The organism is Crenobacter caeni (genome assembly GCF_010435965.1).
Lineage (GTDB): Bacteria > Pseudomonadota > Gammaproteobacteria > Burkholderiales > Chromobacteriaceae > Craterilacuibacter > Craterilacuibacter caeni.
The window spans coordinates 125,235-142,576 of sequence record NZ_JAAGAA010000006.1; the positions used below are offsets into that span (position 1 = coordinate 125,235).

Here is a 17,342-nt window from a genome sequence, read left to right on the forward strand (position 1 = left end):
GGTTTTCCCCTGATAATGCGGTTCAGCCGTCGTTGTCGGCCCAGCCGCTGGCGCCGTGCAAGGCGGCGTTCTCGAATTTGGCGTACTTGCCGACGAAGGCGAGGCGGACGGTGCCGGTCGGGCCGTTACGGTGCTTGGCGATGATCGCCTCGGCCAGGCCCTTGTCCGGCGAATCCGGGTTGTAGTACTCGTCGCGGTACATGAAGACGATGATGTCCGCGTCCTGCTCGATGGCGCCCGATTCGCGCAAGTCCGACATCATCGGCCGCTTGTTCGGGCGTTGTTCAACTGCACGAGACAACTGCGACAGCGCGATGATCGGCACTTCCAGTTCGCGGGCAAGCCCCTTGATACCGCGCGAAATCTCGCCAAGCTCGGCAGTGCGGTTGTCGCTGCGACCCGACCCCGACATCAGCTGCAGGTAGTCGATCACGATCAGGCCGAGCTTGCCGCCGTGCTGGCGCGCGAGGCGCCGCGAACGCGCGCGCACTTCCAGCGCGGTCAGCGCCGGCGTCTCGTCGATATACATCGGTGCGTCGGACAGCTTGCCGATTGCGAAGGTGAGCTTGCTCCAGTCCTCGTCCTCCAGCTTGCCGGTGCGCAGCACGTGCTGGTCGAGCCGGCCGACCGACCCCAGCATACGCATCACCAGCTGGGTGCCACCCATCTCCATCGAGAACACCGCGACCGGCAGGTGCGTCTCGACCGCGACATGCTCGGCGATGTTCATCGAGAACGCGGTCTTGCCCATGGACGGACGGCCGGCGACGATCACCAGGTCGCCCGGCTGCAGGCCGGAGGTCTTGGCGTCCAGATCGGTGAAGCCGGTCGGGATGCCGGTCACCTCGTCCGGGTTCTCGCGGCTGTACAGCATGTCGATGCGCTCGACGACCTCCTTGAGCAGGCCCGGCATCTCGAGGAAGCCCTTCTTGCCCTTGGCGGTCGACTCGGCGATCTGGAACACCTTGCCCTCGGCCTCGTCCAACAGCTGCGACGCGTCGCGCCCCTGCGGGTTGTACGCCGACTCGACGATCTCGGTGCCAACCTGCGCGAGCTGGCGCATCACCGAGCGCTCGCGCACGATCTCGGCGTAGCGGCGGATGTTGGCCGCCGACGGCGTGCTCTGCGCGAGCTGCGCGAGGTAGGCGAGCCCGCCGACGTTGCCGAGCTCGCCGTTCTTGTCGAGCTGCTCGGAGACGGTCACCACGTCGGCCGCGCGCGCAAGTTCCACCAGCTGCGAGATATGCCGGAAGATCAGCCGGTGGTCGTGCCGGTAGAAGTCGGCCTCGGACAAGACGTCGGCGATCTTGTCGAACGCGCTGTTGTCGAGCAGCAGGCCGCCCAGCACCGATTGTTCAGCTTCGACCGAGTTGGGCGGCGTGCGCACGGCGGCGACGTCGCCGGCGTAGGATTCTTCGTGTTCGTTCATTGGGCGGGGGGCCGGCTGTCGCCGGCTGGACGCGGGAGCAAAGCGCGATTCTAGCAGTTTTTGCCGGCGACAAAGCCGCTCGACCACGCCCACTGGAAGTTGTAGCCGCCCAGGTGCCCGGTCACGTCGACCACCTCGCCGACAAAAAAGAGCCCCGGCACCCCGCGCGCCTCCATGGTCTTGGACGACAGCGCGCGGGTCGACACTCCGCCACGGGTGACCTCGGCCTTGCGGTAGCCCTGCGTGCCGTTGGGCAGCACCCGCCAGTGGTGCACGGCGTCGCTAAACTTCTGCACGCGCCGGCCGGTCACTTCGCTCACCTTCCAGTCCATCTGCTGCTGGGCAAGCCAGGCGTCGGCAAAGCGTTTGGGCCAGTACTCGCCCAGCAAGTTGGCCAGGCGCTGCGCACTGCCGGCGTTGCCAGCTAGCAGCGCCTCAACGTCCACGCCCGGCAACAGGTCGACCGTCAACGCATCGCCCGGCTGCCAGTACGAGGAAATCTGCAGGATGGCAGGCCCCGACAGGCCCTTGTGGGTGAACAGCAGACTCTCGCGGAAGCTCGCCTTGCCGCACGACACCTCGGCGTCCAGCGACACGCCGGCAAGCGGCGCGAACCGTTCGGCGTCGTCCGCGTGGAAGGTCAAGGGCACCAGCGCGGGCGCGAGCGGTGTCACCTCCAGGCCGAACTGCTCGGCCAGCCGGTAGCCGAAGGGCGTCGCGCCGATCTGCGGGATGGACAGGCCGCCGGTGGCGACCACCAGCGACCCGGCCGCGAAGCCGCCCTCGCTCGTCGCCACCGTGAATAACCCGTCCTCGCCGCGCGCTACCTCGCCCACCTCGACGCCCATGCGCCGATCGACGCCCGCGGCGCTGCATTCGGCGTCCAGTAGTGCGATCACCTGCTCGCTCGAGTCGTCACAAAAGAGCTGGCCGAGCTTTTTCTCGTGCCAGGCGACGCCGTGGCGGGCCATTAGCGCAAGGAAGTCCTGCGGCGTGTATTGGCTGAGCGCGGAGCGGCAGAAATGCGGATTTTCGGAGAGATAGCAGTCGGCGCGCGCGCCGCTGTTGGTGAAGTTGCAGCGGCCACCGCCGGAGATGCGGATCTTCTCGGCAAGCTTCACCGCATGGTCAAGCAGCAGCACGCTACGTCCCCGTGCGCCGGCGGTCGCCGCGCACATCATGCCGGCGGCGCCGGCTCCGATCACGATCACGTCAAAACGTTGCATTGTTTACCCTAGTTGTACGGTCAACCATTGGCCGCGCACTGGCAATTCCAGTAAACTTGGCTGGCAAGCAGAATTATGCAAAAACCTTTGCCCCAGGAGACCCGCATGGAACACAAACTGCCCGAACTGCCGTACGCCCTCGACGCGCTGGCGCCGACCATCTCCAAGGAAACGCTCGAGTACCACTACGGCAAGCACCACCAGACCTACATCACCAACCTGAACAACCTGATTAAGGGTACCGAGTTCGAGAACGCCTCGCTCGAAGAGATCGTCAAGAAGTCTTCCGGCGGCGTCTTCAACAACGCGGCGCAGGTGTGGAACCACACCTTCTACTGGTTCGGCCTGACCCCGAACGGCAAGGGCGCACCGGAAGGCGCGCTCGCCGACGCGATCAACGCCAAGTGGGGCTCGTTCGACGAGTTCAAGAAGGCATTCAACGCGGTTGCCGCCGGCACCTTCGGCTCCGGCTGGGCTTGGCTGGTGAAGAACGCCGACGGCTCGCTCGACCTGATGTCGACCAGCAACGCGGCCACCCCGCTGACCACCGACAAGAAGGCGCTGCTCACCTGTGACGTATGGGAACACGCCTACTACATCGACTACCGCAACAGCCGCCCGAACTACCTCGAGGGCTTCTGGAAGCTGGTGAACTGGGACTTCGTCGCGGCGAACTTCGCCTGATCGGCTAGCCCCAGCACAAAGCGGCGCCTTCTGGCGCCGCTTTTTTTTGTCTGCGCGGCACGCCTGACGGCGCGCCACACATCCCGATTACTCGGTCGGCTGCTGGCTAAGCATCACCGGATACTTCTGGCGCAGACCCTGCAGGTAGCCGGAAACCAGCGCGTTGGAAGACAGCTCGCTGACCACCGCCGAGAGTTGCGCGACTTCCTGCGGGCTGGTCGCCACCGCAGGCTCGACCTTGTCGACACGGTAGAGCACATAGTCGCCGCCCTCACGCTCGAGGCCCGCGTACGACGGCAGCGTCTTGGCCGGCGCGGCGAAGATCGCGCGCACGTCGGCCATCGGCAACCCCTGCGGCGACTTGCGCGACACCGGCACCATCTGCCCCCACGCCGCGGCGACGTCGCCCTTGCCGGCCTTGAGTTCGGCGAGCAGGGCTTCACCCTTGGCGCGGGCCAGCTTGACCGCTTCCTTCTGCGCGAGTTCGGCGCGGATCGCGTCGCTCACTTCGGACAGCGGCTGCGTCGCGGCCGGCTTGTGCGCGTTCACGCGCACCACCACCAGCGTGTTGTCGCCGACGTCGACAGGCTCGCTATTGTGCTTGCCCTTGAGCACGTCGTCGCTAAACGCGGCGTCGAGCAGCTTCGAGTTGGCCAGCACGCCCTGCCCCGGCGCCTCGCGCGACACCCAGCCGGACTGCTCGATCGTCAGGCCGAGTGCCTTGCTCGCCGGCTCGAGCGAGCTGCCTTGCTGGTAGGCAAGTTCGCCCAGCTTGTCGGCTTCGGCGCGGAACGCGGCGGTCGACTGCTGGCGTGCCAGTTGCGCCTCGATCTCTGGCTTCAGCGCGTCGAACGAAGGCGCCTTCACGTCTTCCAGCTTGAGGATGTGGTAGCCGAACTCGGTCTGCACGATGCCGCTGACCTGCCCTTTGTCCAGCGCGAACGCGGCGTCCTCGAACGGCTTGACCATCGCGCCGCGGCCGAAGTAGCCGAGGTCGCCGCCGTTGGCAGCCGAACCCGGGTCCTGCGAGCGCGCCTTGGCAAGCTCCGCGAAGCGCGCCGGGTTGGCCTGGACTTCCTTGAGCAGGGCTTCGGCTTGCGCCTTCACCTTGGCCTTCGCGTCGGCGCCGGCGGCCGCGTCGACCGTCAGCAGGATATGCGCGACACGGCGCTCCTCGCCGCCGAGTTCGGCCTTGTGCGCCTCGTAGTACTTGCGCACGGCCGCCTCGTCGACCTTCTGCTTGCCGGCCATCGCCTGCTGCGAGAGGACGACGTAGTCGAGCTTCACCTGCTCCGGCGTACGGAAGCGCGCCTTGTTCGCCTCGTAGAACGCCTTGACCGCCGCGTCGCCGACTTTGACCTCGGCGAGGAAAGCCTGCGGACGGATCACCAGCGCCTGCACGTCGCGGGTTTCGCCAAGCAGCGCCGCCATGCGCTGGGCGACGGTCTTGGCGACGAAGTGGCTGCCGGTAAACGGCAACAGCTGGCTTTGCAACATCACGTCCTGGCGCACCTGCGCCTCGAACGCTTCGGGGCTCATGTAGCGGTTGGCCAGGAATTCTTTGTAACGATCCGGGCTGAACTTGCCGTCCTGCTGGAAGGCGGGAATCGACGCGATCACGCGGCGCAGTTCGGCGCCGCCCACCGCGAGGTCAGCCGCCTCGGCGTCAGCCAGCACCAGGTTCTGGCGGATCAGCGACTCGAGCGCCGCCTGGCGGGTCGCCGCGTTGGCGTTCTGCCCCTCAAGCACGCGGTCCAGATCGGCCTTGACGACCTTGCGCTCGCCGACCTTGGCAAGGTAGGGGTCGTCGGTCACGGTGGAGTAGCTGCCGACGCCGAAACCTACAAAGGTCAGCGCGACGGCACCGAGGATGATCTTGATGGCGAACTTGTTGTTGTGGACGAAATCGAACATTTGTATGGGCTTGCGCGAAAAGAAAAGGTGAACGGATGCCCGTTCACCTTGCATTCTGGCGGAGCGGACGGGGCTCGAACCCGCGACCCCCGGCGTGACAGGCCGGTATTCTGACCAACTGAACTACCGCTCCGTGATGGGCAGGCAAAGGCTCACCTGCGACGGTGCCGGCAAGCCGGCACCGGAGCGACTTACAGCGCGTCCTTCAGCGCCTTGCCGGCGCGGAACTTGGGCGCACGGGCAGCGGGGATGGTGATCGACTCGCCGGTCTTCGGGTTACGGCCGGTACGCTCGGCGCGCTCGCCGACGTAGAAGGTACCGAAGCCCACCAGCGTGACGTCGCCGCCGTTTTTCAGGGTCTCGGTCACGGCGGCGATCATGCCGTCCAGCGCCTTGCCGGCAGCAGCCTTGGAAATGTCGGCGTTGGCAGCGATCGCGTCGATCAGTTCAGACTTGTTCACGTAAGTCCCCTTTCTTCATTCTGTCGGTCAGAGTCTAGATTGTGCGGAATTTGAAACCGCGAGTGTTATAACAAGGCTGAAATCCTTGTGTCAAGCGGCTTCCAGCCTTGCCGGACCCGGCTGCAAGACAGCCGGAGCCCCCCTTTTTTAGCAGGCGCGGCCAAGGAGCCGCCCCCTCAGTGCTTGACGACCGACGACGCCTGCGCGCCCTCTGCCGGTTGGGTGATATTGGCAGAGCTTTCATCCTCTGACAACGGCTGCGGTTGCGACTGCAGCGCCAAAGACAACACCTGGTCTATCCACTTGACCGGGTGGATTTCCAGCTTGTTCTTGATATTCGCTGGAATTTCAACGAGATCCTTGACGTTGCCGTGCGGGATCAGCACGCGCTTGATGCCGCCGCGCTGCGCCGCCAGCAGCTTTTCCTTGAGGCCGCCGATCGGCAACACCTCGCCGCGCAGCGTGATCTCGCCGGTCATTGCCACGTCCGCACGCACCGGAATGCCGGTGAGCACCGACACGATCGCGGTGGTCATCGCGATGCCTGCCGACGGGCCGTCTTTCGGGGTCGCCCCTTCCGGAACATGAATGTGCATGTCGCGTTTTTCGTAGAAATCCGGACGGATACCGAGCGACGCGGCGCGGCTCCGGACCACGCTCAAGGCTGCGGTGATCGACTCCTGCATCACCTCCCCCAGCTGGCCGGTGCGAATGATGTTGCCCTTGCCCGGCAGCGCGACCGCCTCGATGGTCAACAGCTCGCCGCCGACCTCGGTCCACGCGAGGCCAGTGACCTGGCCCAGGCGATTCTCGGACTCGGCGACACCGTAGTCGAAGCGGCGCACGCCCAGATACTTGTCCAGCGTCTTCGCGCTGACGGTGACCTTGCCGCCCTTGCCCTGCCGCTTGGAGTGCCCCATCACCACCTTGCGGCAGATCTTGGCGATCTCGCGGTCCAGGCTGCGCACGCCAGCCTCGCGCGTGTAGTAGCGGACGATGTCGCGGATCGCCGACTCCTGGATCACCGCCTCATCGTCGCCCACGCCGTTGTTCTTCATCTGCTTGGGCACCAGGTACTTCAGCGCGATATGCACCTTTTCGTCCTCGGTGTAACCGGACAGGCGGATGATCTCCATGCGGTCGAGCAGCGCCGGCGGGATGTTCAGCGAGTTGGCGGTCGCGACGAACATCACGTCAGAGAGGTCGTACTCGACCTCGGCGTAGTGGTCGATGAAGGCGTGGTTCTGCTCGGGGTCGAGCACTTCGAGCAGCGCGGCCGACGGGTCGCCGCGCATGTCGGCGCCCAGCTTGTCGACTTCGTCGAGCAGGAACAGCGGGTTCTTCACGCCGACCTTGCTCATGTTCTGCAGCACCTTGCCCGGCATCGAACCGATATAGGTACGGCGGTGGCCGCGGATCTCGGCCTCGTCACGCACGCCACCCAGCGCCATGCGCACGAACTTGCGGCCGGTGGCACGCGCGATCGATTGGCCGAGCGAGGTCTTGCCGACCCCCGGCGGACCGACCAGGCACAGGATGGGCGCCTTCAGACGGTCGACGCGCTGCTGCACGGACAGGTACTCGAGGATGCGCTCCTTGACCTTCTCCAGCCCGTAGTGGTCCTCGTCGAGCACCTCTTCGGCCTGGTCGATGTCCTTGAGCACCTTGGACTTCTTCTTCCACGGCAGCTCGAGCAGCGTCTCGATATAGCTGCGCACCACCGTCGCCTCGGCCGACATCGGCGACATCATCGCCAGCTTCTTGAGCTCGGCATTCGCCTTCTCGCGCGCCTCCTTGCTCATGCCGGAGGCCTTGATGCGTTTTTGCAGCTCTTCCTGCTCGTTGGTCTCGTCCGACTCGCCCAGTTCCTTCTGGATCGCCTTGACCTGCTCGTTCAGGTAGTACTCGCGCTGGCTCTTCTCCATCTGCCGCTTCACGCGGCCGCGGATGCGCTTCTCGACCTGCAGGATGTCGATTTCACCCTCGAGCTGCGAGAGCAGGTGTTCGAGCCTCGGTTGCACGTCGATCAGCTCGAGCACTTCCTGCTTCTGCTCCAGGCGCAGCGGCAGGTGGGCGACGATGGTGTCGGCCAGCCGGCCGGACGCCTCGATGCCGGAGAGCGACGCCATCACCTCGGGCGGGATCTTCTTGTTGAGCTTGACGTACTGCTCGAACTGGCCGAGCAGCGCGCGGCGCATCGCCTCGCTCTCGGTGGTCTCGGCAGGCTCGGCGCCGACCGGCAGCACGGTCGCGACAAAGCAGTCGGCTTCCTCGCTGATGTCGCGCACGTAAGCGCGGTGACGCCCCTCGACCAGCACCTTGACGGTACCGTCGGGCAGCTTGAGCATCTGCAGCACCTGCGCGACGGTGCCGACCTGGTAGAGGTCCTCGGCACCCGGCTCGTCCTTGGACGCCGAACGCTGGGCGACCAGCAGGATTTCCTTGCCCTCGTCCATCGCCATTTCCAGCGCACGGATCGACTTGGCCCGCCCGACGAACAGCGGGATGACCATGTGGGGGAAGACGACGACATCGCGCAGCGGCAGCAGCGGCAAGGTGGTCGCTTCAATGTGTTCGGTGCTCTGCGACATGATGTATGACCATTTCCGAAATGGATTTCAATAAGCTTTCAGATGGGGAAGCGCCGACGCATTTCAAGCGAGCCCCGACAAACAAAAACCGCCCCGAGGGGCGGTTTCCGGACGGAGGCATCACCGTCAGGCGGAGCGTTCGTCCGCGTTCTCGCGGTAGACGAACACCGGCTTGTCCCCCTTGTCGATCACCTTCTCGTCGACGACCACCTTCTGCACGTCCTGCATCGACGGCAGTTCGTACATGGTGTCGAGCAAGGCGCGCTCGAGGATGGAACGCAGGCCGCGCGCACCCGTCTTGCGGATCATCGCCTGCTTGGCGATCAGGCGCAAGGCGGAAGGCTTGAGTTCGAGTTCGACGTCTTCCATCGAGAACAGCTTCTGGTACTGCTTGACCAGCGCGTTCTTCGGCTGGGTCAGGATCGAGACCAGCGCCTCCTCGTCCAGTTCTTCCAGCGTCGCGACCACCGGCAGGCGGCCAATCAGCTCGGGGATCAGGCCGAACTTGATCAGGTCTTCCGGCTCGACTTCCTTGAACAGCGTCGACACGCTCTTGCCTTCGTCCTTGGACGAGACTTCGGCGCCGAAGCCGATGCCGCCCTTCTCGGAGCGGCGGCGGATGATCTTCTCCAGCCCGTCGAAGGCGCCGCCGCAAATGAACAGGATGTTGGTCGTATCGACCTGGATGAACTCCTGGTTCGGGTGCTTGCGGCCACCCTGCGGCGGGATGGACGCGACGGTGCCCTCGATCAACTTGAGCAGTGCCTGCTGCACGCCCTCGCCGGACACGTCGCGCGTAATCGACGGGTTTTCCGACTTGCGCGAGATCTTGTCGATCTCGTCGAGGTAGACGATGCCGCGCTGCGCCTTCTCGGTGTCGTAGTCGCACTTTTGCAGCAGCTTCTGGATGATGTGCTCGACGTCCTCGCCGACGTAGCCCGCCTCAGTCAGCGTCGTCGCGTCGGCAATCACGAAGGGCACGTCCAGCAGGCGCGCCAGCGTCTGCGCGAGCAAAGTCTTGCCAGAGCCGGTCGGCCCGATCAGCAGGATGTTGCTCTTGGAGAGCTCGACCTCGTCCTGCGCGGCAGACGGCGTATAGAGGCGCTTGTAGTGGTTGTACACCGCCACCGCCAGCGACTTCTTCGCGGTCTCCTGCCCAATCACGTGCTGGTCGAGCGCGTCGCGGATCGCCTGCGGCGTCGGCAGCTTGCGCGCGGCCTCGCCCTCGATGGCGGCCGGCACGGCCTTGTCCATCTCCTCGAGGATGATGTCGTCGCACAGCTTGACGCACTCGTTGCAGATATAGACCTGGGGGCCGGCGATCAGCCGCTGCACTTCATGCTGGCTCTTGCCGCAGAAGGAACAGTAGAGGAGTTTGTCGCCACTCTTTTTTTCAGACATGCATCAATCCGTCAGCTTAGGCCGTCACGTCCCGGCGGGAGGACAGCACCTTGTCGATCAGGCCGTAGGCTTGCGCCTCGTCTGCCGACATGAAATTGTCGCGCTCGGTGTCGCGCTCGACCTGCTCGATGGTCTTGCCGGTATGCAAGGCCATCAGTTCGTTCATGCGCGCCTTGATCTTCAAAAGCTCGCGCGCATGGATCTCGATATCGGTCGCCTGGCCAGACAGGCCGCCGATCAGCGGCTGGTGGATCATGACCCGGCTGTTGGTCAGCGCAAAGCGCTTGCCCTTGGCGCCCGCGGACAGCAGGAACGCGCCCATGCTGGCCGCCTGGCCGATACACAGGGTGGAAACGTCGGGCTTGATGAAGTTCATCGTGTCGTAGATCGACATGCCCGCCGTGATCGAACCACCCGGCGAATTGATGTAGAAATAGATGTCCTTGTCGGGGTTTTCCGACTCGAGGAACAACAACTGAGCGACGACCAGATTGGCCGACTCGTCGGTGACGGGCCCCACCAGGAACACGATGCGTTCCTTGAGGAGACGCGAGTAAATATCGTAGGCGCGTTCGCCGCGCCCGCTCTGTTCCACCACCATCGGCACCAGGCCCAGGGCCTTGGGATCCATCATCGACATAGTTCGGCCACTCCGGTCATCAATATCAGGCGTTGCTACCCATCAGGGCGTCGAACGCGACGTCCTTTTCTACCACTTTTGCCTGCGACAGCACAAACTCGACGACGTTGTCTTCGAGAACCATCGAGGTCGGGCCCTCGAGGCGGTCAGCGCTCTCGTAGTACCACTTCTCGACGTCTTCCGGCTGCTCGTAGCTCTCGGCGAACTCGCCGATCAGCGCCTTGACCTGCTCGGGCTTGGCTTCCAGCTTGTTCGCCTCGACCACGGCCGACAGGATCAGGCCCAGCGCGACGCGGCGTTCTGCCTGTGCGGTGAACATTTCCGGCGGGAACGGCAGGTCCTTGACCTTCATGCCGCGCTGTTCCAGGTCACGGCGGGCCTGGTCCATCAGGCGGCCGATTTCCATCTCGACCAGCGCCTTCGGCAGTTCGATCTTGGTGCTGTCGATCAGCGCCTGCATCACGTTTTCCTTGGTGCGGGCAGCCAGGCGACGCTTCACTTCGCGCTCGACGTTCTTCTTCACTTCGGCGCGCATCTTCTCGACGTCACCGTCGGCCACGCCCAGCGCCTTGGCAAACTCGGCGTCCACTTCCGGCACCAGCGGCTCGGAAACGTTCTTCAGGGTGATCTCGAACACGGCGGTCTTGCCGGCCACTTCCTGGCCGTGGTAGTCAGCCGGGAAAGCCACTTCGACAGACTTGCTCTCGCCTTCCTTCAGGCCGGTCACGCCGGTCTCGAAGTCGGCCAGCATCTGGCCCTGGCCCAGCACGAACGGGAAGTTCTCGGACGAACCGCCGGCGAACGGCTCGCCGTCGATGGTGCCCTTGAAGTCGATGATCACGCGGTCGCCAGCCTGGGCGGCACGCTCGACATAGTTGAAACGGGTGCGCTGCTTGCGCAGGATATCGATGGTCTTCTCGATTTCCGCGTCGGTCACCGGGGTCACCGGCTTCTCGACTTCGGCGGCGGTCAGGTCACCGACCACCACTTCCGGAAACACTTCGAACACGGCCGCGAAGCGGAAGTTTTCCTTGTCTTCCTCGCCGGTCGCCGGCTCGAAACGCGGGTAGCCCGCGACGCGCAGTTTCTGCTCGGCTGCGGCGCGGTAGAAGCTCTGCTGGACGGTGTCCCCGATGATTTCTTCACGGATCTGCGGGCCGTAGTTGGCCTCGACGATCTTGAGCGGCGCCTTGCCCGGGCGGAAGCCCTGGATCTTGGCGGTGCGGGCGGCCTGCTTCAGGCGCTCGGCGGCCTTGGCGTCGATTTCCGCCATCGGGACGGCGATGCTGAGGCGACGCTCGAGGTTGCTCAACGTTTCCAGCTGAACTTGCATGTTGAATCCTTGAACTTTGTAGGTACAGGTTGGAGTGAACGGGGGAGCGCGCACCGGACCGCGACAGGCCGGAAGCACCCACGGGCTACCGGCCAAAGCGGCCTCGGCCGTCGAATCCGGCCGCAAAAGGTTCGCAGTATATCACGCGACGGGCAAGCGTTCATTTGGCGACGCTCGCCGGTTTTTCCAAGGGGTTTGGCACATAAAAGACGGGCAGACGTCGCAAGCGGCTCTCAGCCGACCTCGCCGTCGACGTAATACCAGCGGCCGTCCTCGCTCAAGAAGCGGCTATCCTCGGCGAGGCGCCCCGCTCGCCCACCGGCCTTGTAGCGCGCGACAAAGCATACCCGCCCCTCAGCATCGCCCGCCTGACCGCCCGTACACGACTCGACGGACAACCCCACCCACTTGACCGGATCAGCCGCAAGGTCAAGCCCGTCCGGCCGGGTCGACGGGTGCCAAGTCGCCAACAAGTAGGCCTCGTCACCAAGCGCGTACGCGGTGTAGCGCGAGCGCATCAGCGCCTCGGCGGTTTCGGCCGGACGCTCGCCGGCCAGCCTGGGCCCGCAGCAGGCAGACAGCAGCAAGCCGCTGCCGCACGGGCAGTCGGCCGACTTCACGCGTTTTTTCATTGCAAGGGAGGCAGTCCGTAGACTTTCATCAGGAAGTTGGTGAACGCGGGATTGGCCGGACGCGCGGACAGCGGCAACTGCACCCAGCGTCGCTGCCAGCGCTTGAGCGCGTCGTCCATCTTGCGTTGCGACTCGGCCTGGCTGATCTGGCCGGTATCCCGTTCGACCGAGATTTGCCGGTAGAGGCGGAAGGTCTCGTCATCGACCGGGTTGCGGCCGACCCAGGCGATGCGCGCACGGCCGAGCTGATCGGCCGCCTGCGTACGGGTCAGACGACCCGCCTTGACCTCTTCGGCGAGCCGGTTCGCCTCGAACAACAGCCGCTCGCTCAGGTCAGCCGGCGCTGGCGCTACTTGCGCCGGCTTGGCCGGCACCACCGGTGCCGGCGTAACCGGCTTGAGGCCCAACTGGGCGCAACCGGTCAGCGAAAAGGCGATGAGCATAAATGTCAGATGTCGTTTCATGCTCCACATTCTAGCCCTTTTAAGCAAAACGGTACGACGTCATGCCAGGTCCTGGTAAAGCGGCGTCGACAGGTAGCGCTCGCCGAACGACGGCACCACCGCCACGATCAGCTTGCCGGCGTTTTCCGGCCGGCGCGCAAGCTCGAGCGCGGACCATACCGCGGCACCGGAGGAGATGCCGACCAGCAAGCCCTCCTGTGCAGCGAGCGCGCGTGCGGTCGCGAACGCGTCGTCGCTCTTCACGCGGACGATCTCGTCGTACACGCCGGTGTCGAGGATGGGCGGCACAAACCCCGCACCAATACCCTGGATCGGATGAGGCCCCTTGGCGCCGCCTGAGAGCACCGGCGATGCGTCCGGCTCGACGGCGACCACCTGCACGCCCGGCTTCTTCTCCTTGAGAAAACCGCCGACGCCGGTGATAGTGCCACCGGTACCGACCCCGGCGACGAAGATGTCGACCTGGCCGTCCGTGTCGCGCCACACTTCCTCTGCCGTCGTCGCGCGGTGGATCGCCGGGTTGGCCGGATTCTCGAACTGTTGCGGCATGAAGTGGGTATCCGGATTGGCCTCGACCAGTTCGCGCGCCTTGGCGATCGCCCCGCCCATGCCTTCTGGCCCCGGCGTCAGCACCAGTTCCGCGCCGTAAGCCTTGAGCAGCATGCGCCGCTCGCGGCTCATCGTCTCCGGCATGGTGATCACCAGCCGGTAACCGCGCGCCGCGCACACCATCGCGAGGCCAATGCCGGTATTGCCCGAGGTCGGCTCGACGATCACCGTATCCGGACCGATCTTGCCTGCGCGCTCTCCCGCGTCGATCATCGCGACCGCGATGCGGTCCTTCACCGAATGCGCGGGATTGAAGAATTCGAGCTTGACCACGACCTCGGCCACGCAGCCCTCCGTCACGCGGTTGAGTTTGACCAGCGGGGTGTTACCGATCAGTTCGGTGACCGAATTGGCGATGCGCATGGGAGTCTCCTTGTCAGATGGGCTGTCTTGCCGTCAACACAATCTTAATCGGAATAAAATCCGGAAACAAAATACCTTTAAAGAATAAACAAAGCGACAAGCCCGCGCCAACCGCTCAGGGCAGACGCTCGAGCAACGCGTAGTTTTCATCCTTGTCGCGCGGCCGGCTACCGCTCCACAACACCTGCCAGCCCGGCTCGGCAACCCCCTCGTCCCGGTGCCGCACCACCAGCTCGAGTTCGCACGGCACGGCCTGCCCCTCGGCGTACGGCGTCAGTGCCGGCGAGCCAAAGTACGGCCACGCAAGGCGGGCCGACCACGCCTGCTCGGTGACGGCGACGCATCCATGCCCCGCCGGCAAGGCGGCGACCATCCGTTCGACGACCGGGCGGTAGCTCTTGGCAGCGTCCAGCCATGGCAGCCACAGCGTCATCCCCAGCCACCAGAACAGCGTGATGCCGGCCGCCCAGTTGGTGACCGCCTGCCGCCCGCGCAGGTGGCGGCGCGTCACCGCCCACACCCAGCCCAGGGTCGCCAGCATGGCGAACAAGGCTGCCCACCACGACACCTCGGGCGTGTAGTAAGGACTGAAGTAGCGCGCGCGCCCCGCCAGCCTTTCGGGCCAGCCGTAGTTCATCGCGAGCCAGCCCGCCCACACCAAGAGGCCGAAAAAGCCGAAGGTCATCACGCCGAACCAGTTAAGGAAGGCGGCCGCACCACGGCGCAGCGAGTCGAGCTCGACCGCCGCCAGCAGGGCCAGTGGCAACAAGAGCGGCATCGCCGACTCGGTCGACTGCCGGTCAGACAGGGTGAGCACGACCAGCATCACGGCAAAGGCGAGCGCCGGCAACTGGAACCTCGGCAGTTCAAGCCGGCTTCGCGAGCGCCACAACGACCACAAGGCCAACGGCCACGCCGGGAACGCGTACCACAGCACGGTCTTCGGGTAGTACCCCGCCTCGTGGAAGAACGCCACCCGGTGAAAGCCGTTGAACGGGCCGAGCGCAAACTCGCTCCACCAGCGCGCGAACGCGGCCGGCTCTGCGCGCATGAACTCGACCGGCCAGATCGACCCTAGCGGGACGGCGACCAGCAGCGCCATCGCCAAGGTGATCAGGTGGCGGCGCGTGCGCCACGCCGAGAACGCAGGCAGCATCAGCGCCAGCAGGGCCACCAGGAACACTTCGAACAGGCTGCCCGACAGCAGCAGCCATACGCAGGAAACGCCGAGCACGGCGCCACCCAGCGCCGGCGCGCGCAGCGCGAGCGCGAAGCCGTAGAAGGCACCGCACAGGCCGGCAAACACGGCGACCGCCGGGTTCATCTCGTGGCCGGTGACAATCAGGCCGAAGCAGCCGATCAGCACCAGCACGACCGAACGCCCGTGACGTCGGCCGACCAGCTCGCGGCCGGCCCCGCCGGCGAGCGCAAGCCCCAGCGCCATGCAGAAGGGCGTCGCCAGCCGCGCGGCGTCGTGCAGCGGCAACAGCCAGGGCGAAAACAGCCGCGCGAAGGCGGCGGCGATCCAGTAGTAGAGCGGCGCATCGCGCAACAGCGGCTCGCCGGCGATGGTCGGCACCAGCCACTGGCCGCGCGCGAGCATCTCCTGCACGGCCGCGGTCACCCACGGCTCGTCCGGCCGCCACGGGTCGTGGCCGATGATGCCCGGCCACAGCCAGGCGAAGGTCAAAAGGAGTAGCAGCCACGGCCTTTCGGACGGTGCGGGGGCGGTATTGTCAGGGTTCGGGGAATAGGTCAGCATCTGCGCGCCGTACCGTCAGGAATTCGGCCAAAGACCGAAGCTTATCAGAAAGCGCCGCGCCGCCGCGCGGCGGCCGGCCACAAAAAAGGCAGCCCTGAGGCTGCCTTGATCGGTACAAACGCTGAGCTTAGCGCTTGTAGAAACCAGAGAATTTCTGGTTGAAACGATCCACGCGACCGGCGGTGTCGACGATCTTCTGCTTGCCGGTGTAGAACGGGTGGCATTCGGAGCACACTTCAACGCCGAAGGTGTCTTTGGCCATGGTGGACTTGGTGGTGAACTGGTTGCCGCAGGAGCAGGTCACAGCCACGTCGTGGTAGTTCGGGTGGATTTCCGGTTTCATCGCTATTTCCTTGGGTACGGGTGCAGGGGTTTTGCCTGCACTGCTTGGGAGAATTCGGCATTATCGGCGCTTTGCCCGTCCGTGGCAAGCCGTGGACGGGCAAGGCTCATGCGCGCCGCCAGCTGGTGACGCCGCCCTTGTCTTCCAGCTGCACACCCTGGCTCGCCAGCAAATCGCGGATGCGGTCGGATTCGGCCCAGTCCTTGGCCGCGCGCGCCGCACGGCGCGCCTCGATCAGCGCCTCGACCTCTTCCGCCGACACCTCCCCCTCGACGCTGCCGCCCTTGAGGAAGGCGTCCGGCTCGCGCTGCAGCAAGCCCAATACGCCGCCCAGCGCCTTCAAAAGAGACGCCGCCTCGGCCGAACCCTTGTTCGCCTCGCCGGCCAACTCGAACAGCACCGCCATCGCCTCGACCGTATTGAAGTCGTCGTCCATCGCGGCCTTGAAGCGGCGCGCGGCGTCACTGCCTGACCAGTCGACCTCGACCTCGGCAGCAGCGGTGGTGTTGAGCGCCGTGTAGAGGCGGGTCAGCGCGCCACGGGCGTCGTCCAGGTGCGCGTCCGAGTAATTGAGCGGGCTGCGGTAGTGCGCGCGCAGGATGAAGAAGCGCACCACTTCGGCATCGTACTTCTGCAGTACTTCGCGGATGGTGAAGAAGTTGCCCAGGCTTTTCGACATCTTCTCGTTGTCGACGCGGATGAAGCCGTTGTGCAGCCAGTAGTTGACGAAGGCGTGGTTGTGCGCCCCCTCGGACTGCGCAATCTCGTTCTCGTGGTGCGGGAACTGCAGGTCGGCGCCGCCACCGTGGATATCGAAGTGCTCGCCCAGCAGCTTCTCGCTCATCACCGAGCACTCGATATGCCAGCCCGGACGCCCCTGTCCCCACGGGCTGTCCCACGACGGCTCGCCCGGCTTGGCGGCCTTCCACAGCACGAAGTCCATCGGGTCGCGCTTGTTCGGGTCGACGTCGACGCGCTCGCCCGCGCGCATGTCGTCGAGGCTCTTGCCCGAGAGCTTGCCGTAGCCGGCGAACTCGCGCACCGCATAATAGACGTCGCCGTTGGCCGCCGGGTACGCCTTGCCGTTGGCGATCAGGCGCTCGATCATCGCGATCATGCCCGGCACGTATTCGGTCGCGCGCGGCTCGAAGTCGGGACGGATCACGCCCAGTGCGTCGCTGTCCTCGTTCATCGCCGCGATGAAGCGCGCGGTCAGCTCGCCGATGGTCTCGCCGTTCTCGGCGGCACGCTTGATGATCTTGTCGTCGATGTCGGTGATATTGCGCACATAGGTCAGCTCGAGGCCGGACGCGCGCAACCAGCGGGCAACCATGTCGAACACCACCATCACCCGCGCGTGCCCGAGGTGACAGTAGTCGTAAACCGTCATCCCGCACACGTACATGCGCGCCTTGCCAGGTTCGATCGGTTGGAAGACTTCCTTCTGTCGGGTCAGGGTGTTGTAAAGGTTCAACATGGTAGGGACCTGT

Annotated in this window: 15 protein-coding genes and 1 tRNA gene; 1 reads left to right on the plus strand and 15 read right to left on the minus strand. The window is 65.2% G+C overall.

What is annotated here, in order from left to right:
• Positions 1–22: 22 nt before the first annotated feature.
• Together dnaB and GZH52_RS08680 are read right to left on the minus strand one after the other, a co-directional pair.
• Positions 23–1,429: a replicative DNA helicase gene (gene dnaB, locus GZH52_RS08675; RefSeq protein WP_163316087.1), complete on the minus strand. Its 1,407-nt coding sequence runs from the start codon at positions 1,427–1,429 to the stop codon at positions 23–25.
• A gap of 50 nt (positions 1,430–1,479) precedes the next feature.
• A complete protein-coding gene (locus tag GZH52_RS08680) occupies positions 1,480–2,655 on the minus strand; it encodes a BaiN/RdsA family NAD(P)/FAD-dependent oxidoreductase (protein WP_163316088.1) in 1,176 nt (391 codons plus the stop codon).
• Between the two features lie 105 nt (positions 2,656–2,760).
• Here GZH52_RS08680 and sodB point away from each other — a divergent pair, with 105 nt between their 5' ends.
• Positions 2,761–3,339 (plus strand): superoxide dismutase [Fe], encoded by a 579-nt coding sequence (gene sodB, locus GZH52_RS08685; protein WP_136552298.1) that lies wholly within the window; start codon positions 2,761–2,763, stop codon positions 3,337–3,339.
• Positions 3,340–3,426: 87 nt separating this feature from the next.
• Here the strand turns inward: sodB and GZH52_RS08690 are convergent, their stop codons facing one another.
• From GZH52_RS08690 to cysS, 13 genes are all read right to left on the minus strand, one after another.
• A complete protein-coding gene (locus tag GZH52_RS08690; RefSeq protein WP_163316089.1) occupies positions 3,427–5,253 on the minus strand; it encodes a SurA N-terminal domain-containing protein in 1,827 nt (608 codons plus the stop codon).
• 56 nt (positions 5,254–5,309) lie between these two features.
• A tRNA-Asp gene (locus tag GZH52_RS08695) sits at positions 5,310–5,386 on the minus strand.
• A gap of 58 nt (positions 5,387–5,444) precedes the next feature.
• Positions 5,445–5,714, minus strand: a complete 270-nt coding sequence (locus GZH52_RS08700; RefSeq protein ID WP_136552303.1) for an HU family DNA-binding protein — start codon at positions 5,712–5,714, stop codon at positions 5,445–5,447.
• A gap of 176 nt (positions 5,715–5,890) precedes the next feature.
• Positions 5,891–8,305, minus strand: a complete 2,415-nt coding sequence (gene lon, locus GZH52_RS08705; RefSeq protein ID WP_163316090.1) for an endopeptidase La — start codon at positions 8,303–8,305, stop codon at positions 5,891–5,893.
• Between the two features lie 126 nt (positions 8,306–8,431).
• Entirely contained in the window at positions 8,432–9,706 is a 1,275-nt protein-coding gene (clpX, locus tag GZH52_RS08710) for an ATP-dependent Clp protease ATP-binding subunit ClpX (protein WP_163316091.1), read from the minus strand.
• Positions 9,707–9,722: 16 nt separating this feature from the next.
• On the minus strand, positions 9,723–10,346 hold the full coding sequence (clpP, locus tag GZH52_RS08715) for an ATP-dependent Clp endopeptidase proteolytic subunit ClpP (protein WP_163316092.1): 624 nt from the start codon (positions 10,344–10,346) through the stop codon (positions 9,723–9,725).
• Positions 10,347–10,371: 25 nt separating this feature from the next.
• On the minus strand, positions 10,372–11,679 hold the full coding sequence (tig, locus tag GZH52_RS08720; protein WP_163316093.1) for a trigger factor: 1,308 nt from the start codon (positions 11,677–11,679) through the stop codon (positions 10,372–10,374).
• A gap of 233 nt (positions 11,680–11,912) precedes the next feature.
• Positions 11,913–12,311: a YchJ family protein gene (locus GZH52_RS08725; protein WP_163316094.1), complete on the minus strand. Its 399-nt coding sequence runs from the start codon at positions 12,309–12,311 to the stop codon at positions 11,913–11,915.
• On the minus strand, positions 12,308–12,775 hold the full coding sequence (locus tag GZH52_RS08730; RefSeq protein ID WP_163316095.1) for a hypothetical protein: 468 nt from the start codon (positions 12,773–12,775) through the stop codon (positions 12,308–12,310). Before GZH52_RS08730 ends, GZH52_RS08725 begins: the two co-directional genes overlap by 4 nt.
• A 39-nt stretch (positions 12,776–12,814) precedes the next feature.
• Positions 12,815–13,747 carry a cysteine synthase A gene (gene cysK / locus GZH52_RS08735; protein ID WP_163316096.1) on the minus strand — a complete coding sequence of 311 codons (933 nt, stop codon included), beginning with the start codon at positions 13,745–13,747 and terminating at the stop codon, positions 12,815–12,817.
• Positions 13,748–13,862: 115 nt separating this feature from the next.
• Entirely contained in the window at positions 13,863–15,509 is a 1,647-nt protein-coding gene (locus GZH52_RS08740; protein ID WP_163316097.1) for an ArnT family glycosyltransferase, read from the minus strand.
• 127 nt (positions 15,510–15,636) lie between these two features.
• The gene (rpmE, locus tag GZH52_RS08745; RefSeq protein WP_136552322.1) at positions 15,637–15,852 is read right to left on the minus strand and encodes a 50S ribosomal protein L31; all 216 of its coding nucleotides are present in this window, start codon (positions 15,850–15,852) and stop codon (positions 15,637–15,639) included.
• Positions 15,853–15,958: 106 nt separating this feature from the next.
• On the minus strand, positions 15,959–17,329 hold the full coding sequence (gene cysS / locus GZH52_RS08750; protein WP_163316098.1) for a cysteine--tRNA ligase: 1,371 nt from the start codon (positions 17,327–17,329) through the stop codon (positions 15,959–15,961).
• Positions 17,330–17,342 lie beyond the last annotated feature (13 nt).